Source organism: Azoarcus taiwanensis (assembly GCF_012910885.1).
Taxonomy (GTDB): domain Bacteria; phylum Pseudomonadota; class Gammaproteobacteria; order Burkholderiales; family Rhodocyclaceae; genus Azoarcus_F; species Azoarcus_F taiwanensis.
Genome location: NZ_WTVM01000203.1, coordinates 1 through 5,065, shown reverse-complemented (window position 1 = coordinate 5,065; position 5,065 = coordinate 1). Strand labels below are relative to the sequence as shown.

4 protein-coding genes are annotated in these 5,065 nt (G+C 61.8%); 1 reads left to right on the top strand and 3 read right to left on the bottom strand.

Going from position 1 to position 5,065, the window contains the following annotated elements; all coding sequences use genetic code 11:
* Positions 1 to 366 precede the first annotated feature (366 nt).
* Together GPA21_RS19265 and GPA21_RS21315 are read right to left on the bottom strand one after the other, a co-directional pair.
* A complete protein-coding gene (locus GPA21_RS19265; RefSeq protein WP_168989697.1) occupies positions 367 to 1,005 on the bottom strand; it encodes a response regulator in 639 nt (212 codons plus the stop codon).
* Between the two features lie 53 nt (positions 1,006 to 1,058).
* Complete coding sequence (locus tag GPA21_RS21315) at positions 1,059 to 3,578, bottom strand: PAS domain S-box protein (protein WP_168989696.1); 2,520 nt, start codon at positions 3,576 to 3,578, stop codon at positions 1,059 to 1,061.
* Positions 3,579 to 3,757: 179 nt separating this feature from the next.
* Here GPA21_RS21315 and GPA21_RS19255 point away from each other — a divergent pair, with 179 nt between their 5' ends.
* Positions 3,758 to 4,360, top strand: a complete 603-nt coding sequence (locus GPA21_RS19255) for a hypothetical protein (RefSeq protein WP_168989695.1) — start codon at positions 3,758 to 3,760, stop codon at positions 4,358 to 4,360.
* 7 nt (positions 4,361 to 4,367) lie between these two features.
* Here the strand turns inward: GPA21_RS19255 and GPA21_RS19250 are convergent.
* Positions 4,368 to 5,065 (bottom strand): efflux RND transporter permease subunit (locus GPA21_RS19250; protein WP_168989694.1); only part of this gene is annotated, 698 nt, incomplete at its 5' end.

The window sequence follows — 5,065 nt, the reverse complement described above, 5'->3', positions numbered from 1 at the left end:
CCGCCAGCGCCGTGACAGGCCACACAGCGGGGTGCGAGCTCCTCGCCCTTGGCGATGTCTGCGGCAACCGCCGACGAGGCGCCGAATGTGAAGATGGCACCGGCAACTGCGGCTGCAAGAGAAATGGATTTCATGTCGCTCTCCTTCGAAGATCCTGAAACTGAACCGGTGTCTCCCGGAGTGCCCCGCATCTGAAAGAGGGCAAACCGGGCGTGATCCGGATTGGTTTCGAGTATGGGAGGAGGCGACCCGCGGCCCTATCGGCGGCGGACTATAGACAGTGTCGGAAACGCCCGATTGACGGCGTAGGAATCGTCCTACGCCGTCAATCGGGCCAGACCTGAATGGCAGCTGCTGCGCGCAGCTTCAGACCAGTTCGTGCTCGATCGCGTAGCGGATGAGCTCGGCCGCATTGTGCATGCCCATCTTGTGGAGAATGCGCGTCTTGTGGGTGCTGACGGTCTTGACGCTCACGCAGAGCTCATCGGCAATCTCTCCAATCGCCTTGCCTGCTGCGAGCATGCACAGAATCTGAAACTCACGGTCCGACAGGCGTTTGTGAGGCAGCGGCTCACCACCGCCGCCGGGCATCAGCTCGCGTGCCATCTGCTCGCTGACGAAGGGACTCAGGTAGATGCCGCCGTTGGCCACCTTGCGGATCGCGGCGACGAGCAATGTGCCGTCGGCCTCCTTGTTCAGATAACCCGACGCTCCGGCACGCAGGGCGCGAACCGCATACTGCTCCTCGGGATGCATGCTGAACACGAGAATCGGCAAACGCGGCTTCTCGCTCTTGATCTGCTTGATCAGCTCGAGGGCGCCGCGGCCAGGCATGGATACGTCCAGAATCAGGAGATCCCAGTCCCGTTCCCGCACCCGCGCCACGGTTTCATTGCCATTGACGGCTTCACCAGCGATCTCGAGATCATCGGTGTCTGCGAGGATCTGGCGCAAGCCATCGCGAATGATGGCGTGGTCGTCTGCAACGAGAATGCGTTTTTTCATTGTGAAAAGCTCAGGGTGATTGCTGAACGTTCCAGGCACGAACTTGCATGTGCTCACGCCTGGAACGGTTGCGCCGCCTCGTCGGTCAGCTTGTCGGAGTCGATCTCTTTGCCTGCCATGCCGCCATCAGGGCTGCTGTCGCGGTCAGGCACCTTGGCCACGACCACCGTGCCCTCGCCTAGCGTGCTCGATACTTCGAGCACACCACCGCACATGTAGGCCCGCTCACGCATCCCGACCAAGCCAAGCCCCCCGCCGCTTTGGCCGGGTTCGAAGCCGCGCCCGTTGTCGACGATCCGCAGCACATGCAAACCTTCCTCGTACCCAAGCGAGATGTCGACTCGCGACGCCTCCGCGTGACGTACGATGTTGGTCAGAGACTCCTGGACGATCCGGAACAACGTGGTTGCAAGCTTGGCGTCGTAGTAACGCTCTTCACCGACCCCCAGGTTCAGGCTTACCTCCAGCTGATGGCGTCGCCTGAACTCTCCAACCAGCCATTCGAGTGCCGGTACCAGGCCAAGGTCGTCCAGCACCGGCGGACGCAAGCCGGTGGAAATCCGGCGCACCGACTTGAGGGTGTCGTCGACCAGGTGTTTCATCGCCTCGACTTTGTCTCGCAGGGGTGCCGGCCCTTCGACCAGCCGGCCCTGCATCCAGGAAATATCCATCTTCAGGCCGGTCAGTTGCTGCCCGAGCTCGTCGTGAAGCTCACGGGCGAGGCGCGCCATCTCGCTCTCGCGAAGATTGTTGAGGTTGGCCGCCATCTCCCGCAACTTGTCGTGGGATTCCGCCAATGCCGCCTCGGCGCGTTTGCGCTCGGTGATGTTGTCCTTGATCGCGACAAAATGGGTGATGTTGCCGGCATCATCACGGATCGGCGAAATGATCGCGGATTCCCAGTACAGCGAGCCGTCCTTGCGACGATTGTGAAACTCGCCATGCCAGACGTTGCCGGCAGAAATCGTTGCCCACAATTCGGCGTAACGTGCGGCTGGCACCATACCGGATTTGAGCACGCGAGGCGTCTTGCCAACCACCTCCTCCAGCGAAAACCCTGTCGTCTGGATGAAGCTCGGGTTGACGTACTCGATCACGCCCTGCGAATCCGTGATCACGACTGCGCTCGCGCTCTGGGAAACCGCCCGCGAGAACTTGCGGAGGCTTTCCTCGGCATTCTTTCGAGCCGTGATGTCGCGCACCATTGCAATCTGCAGACGCTCGTCACCATGGGCCAGCCGGGACAGCGACACCTCAACCGGAAACGTCATCCCATCCTGACGAACTCCCGCGCCTTCCACGACCGTACCCGGCGTTCTCGGCGCCCCCCGGCGATCAGCATCGCCAGAGGATACGGCATCCGCTTCGGCCAGCACCGCCCCGTCCATGAAGCGCGACAGCGGGCAACCGAGCGCTTCTCGTGCGCTGCACCCGAACATGCGCTCAGCCGCATGATTGAACAGCACCACGCGCCCGTAAACATCGGTCGCCACAATACCGTCGAGCGCCGAGTCGATGATGCCACGCTGCCTTGTCTCGCTATCGAGCAACGCAGCACTGAGCGCTTCGTTCCGCCCAACCTGCCGACCGAGGAGCATCGTGATCGTAATCAGGATGAGTGCGACGCCGGCCACGCCGAACGCAAGATTGGTCGCATGCTTTCGCCATGCGGAGAGCGCCGCCGCCTCATCGATGCTGACCTTGATCATCAGCGGCAGGCCCGACACCTTGCCAAAGCTCACCAGTTCGGCAAACTCGCCACCAATACGCTGCAGAACGATTCTGTCCCGATGATCAACGGCTCGGATGTACTCGATAAACGCGGCATGGTATGCGAGGCTTGCTCCGGTTGCGAACGGCTCGTGCGAAGAGCTGGCCACCACCGTGCCATCCTCCATCAGCAACACGATGTTGATCCCGGAGTCCGCTCCCAGCTCGTCGTAAAGGCGTGTGAAGTAGCGCGGTTCGACTGCGGCGACGATGAGATCGCTCTTCAAGGTCTCGCCCACGTTCATCGGGTGGAGCCGGCGGCCAACCGGGAGCAACCATTGCCCATCGAGCGTACTCTGGGTGGGACCATCCACGAGCAGGCGATCCTCCTCGGGTGCCTGTAGCCTGGTCAGGCCAACACACTCACCAGCCTGAACGCGTGGAGCGGGATAGGAACAAGAACTCGCGAGCACCCGCTCGTCGCGATCGATCAAGACCATCGACCGCAGGTGCGGAAGCTTGGCTACCCGGCTTTCAAGCACAAGGTGCTGGACATTCTCGGACCACATCCCCGCATCCTCGAGCTGCAGCAGTTGCAGCCGGGCGGCCTCGATGGCGAAGTCCACGCTGTCGATCGCGCGCGCTGTCTGCTCGAGCAAGGTACGGTTGAGCGTGGAGATCTCGTGTGCATGTCGCTCCAGCTCCTTGGTCCGTTCGTCAAGAAGACTCAGCGTCGTTCCGGCCGCGAACGCCACCAGCGCGAGCACGCAGAGGACGACAAGCGCACGCAGCGCGTGCCCACGCCTGATCCTGACATCGTCAGGTCCGGACGCTCTTGCCAGCGAAGAGGTTGAATTGCGCACGAAGCTCCTTTCCAGGCAAACCTCAAACAGGCGTATTGTGGCCGCAAAATCAATACGACAGGTTGACCCGACTCAATCGACTCAACCACGCAAGGCTACCGCTTCCTCTGTAGCGGGCGCAGACTGATAAAAGAATCAGAAAACGACACCATCACCCTGAACCACATGAGGTACCTATCATGACCAAAGTCACCCGCAAAGTTCGAACCGTAATGTTCTGCGCCGCACTGCTGCCTTTTGGCGGCACGCTGGCGTCTCAGTCGCAATGTCTCGAGCCCGCTGACGACACCATCGGAGTGGTCAGCGATCGTTATTGCGGACATGAGGGCATCGCGCTCTTCTATGCCGGGGCGGCAGACGGCATCCAGACCTTTTTCGACGCCAACGGCGAAGACCCCCAGCTTCGCTGGGACAGCCGCGAGTGCCACCAATGCGGCCCTGAACTCAAGACCTCCACTGCGGATGGTCGCAGCAACACCTACGAGCATTTGTGGGGCTTCAACGGCAGCCAGGGGGTATCGCATTTCGTCGCGGCCCAATACTGCGTCGAGAAGGGCGAAGGCTGGTTTCTGCCCGCCATCGGGCAACTCGATCTCGTGTGGCAACATCGCGAACGCATCGACTTCGAGCAGATCGGCCTGGAGGAATCCATGATGCCGTACTGGTCCTCGAGCAATGACCCGGACAGCCGCCAGGCCTTCCACCAGCGCTTCAACGACGGCGAACAGGGGGTATTCTTCAAGCACTTCCTCCGCAACGTCCGCTGCGCAAGAAGCTCCTGAAGCACGATCATTGATTGCCGACCGGGCGCGACTGCATTCCGACAGCCGCGCCCGAAACCCGATCGGCACTCGCCGGGGCGCGGCCGAAGCCGAGGTCGTCGAGAATCGCAAAGAAGGCCGGCACCAGATACAGTGATGAAACCGTGGCCGTGACCAGCCCGAAGGCAAGGCTGACCACCAGCGGCACCAGCAACTGAGCCTGGGTGCTGGTTTCCAGCATCAGCGGCAACAAGCCGGCGACCGTGGTGAGCGAGGTAATCATGATCGGGCGAAAGCGTTGCCGGGCGGCCTCGACCGCTGCCTCGCTCACGCGCACGCCTGCGGCGACCTGCTCGCGCACGAAACCAACCAGCAGGATGTTGTTGTTCACCACCACACCAGCCAGCGTCGCGAAGCCGACGAGGCTTGGCATGGTCAGCGCCAGCCCCATTACCAGGTGCCCCCAGATCACGCCGATGAACCCCATCGGAATGGCAAGCATGACCACCAGTGGATGCAGGTAGTTGCGAAACTGAAAGCTCAGCAACAGGAAGATGCCGACCAGCCCGATCAGCAGGTTGCCGAGCAGCGAGTTTCCGGTCTCCGCAGTTTCCTTGTCCTGGCCTTGCGAACTGATCCGGATGTCGGGGTAGCGAGCGCGCAAGTCGGGCAGAAAGTCGTTGCGTGTGGCGAGCGTGATCTCTCGCGCGTTGGCCAGCCGGGTGT

Bases quoted from the DNA above. Each gene is read 5' to 3' on its own strand.
- GPA21_RS19265 (WP_168989697.1), bottom strand. From the start codon at position 1,005: ATGAAAAAACGCATTCTCGTTGCAGACGACCACGCCATCATTCGCGAT.
- GPA21_RS19255 (WP_168989695.1), top strand. From the start codon at position 3,758: ATGACCAAAGTCACCCGCAAAGTTCGAACCGTAATGTTCTGCGCCGCA.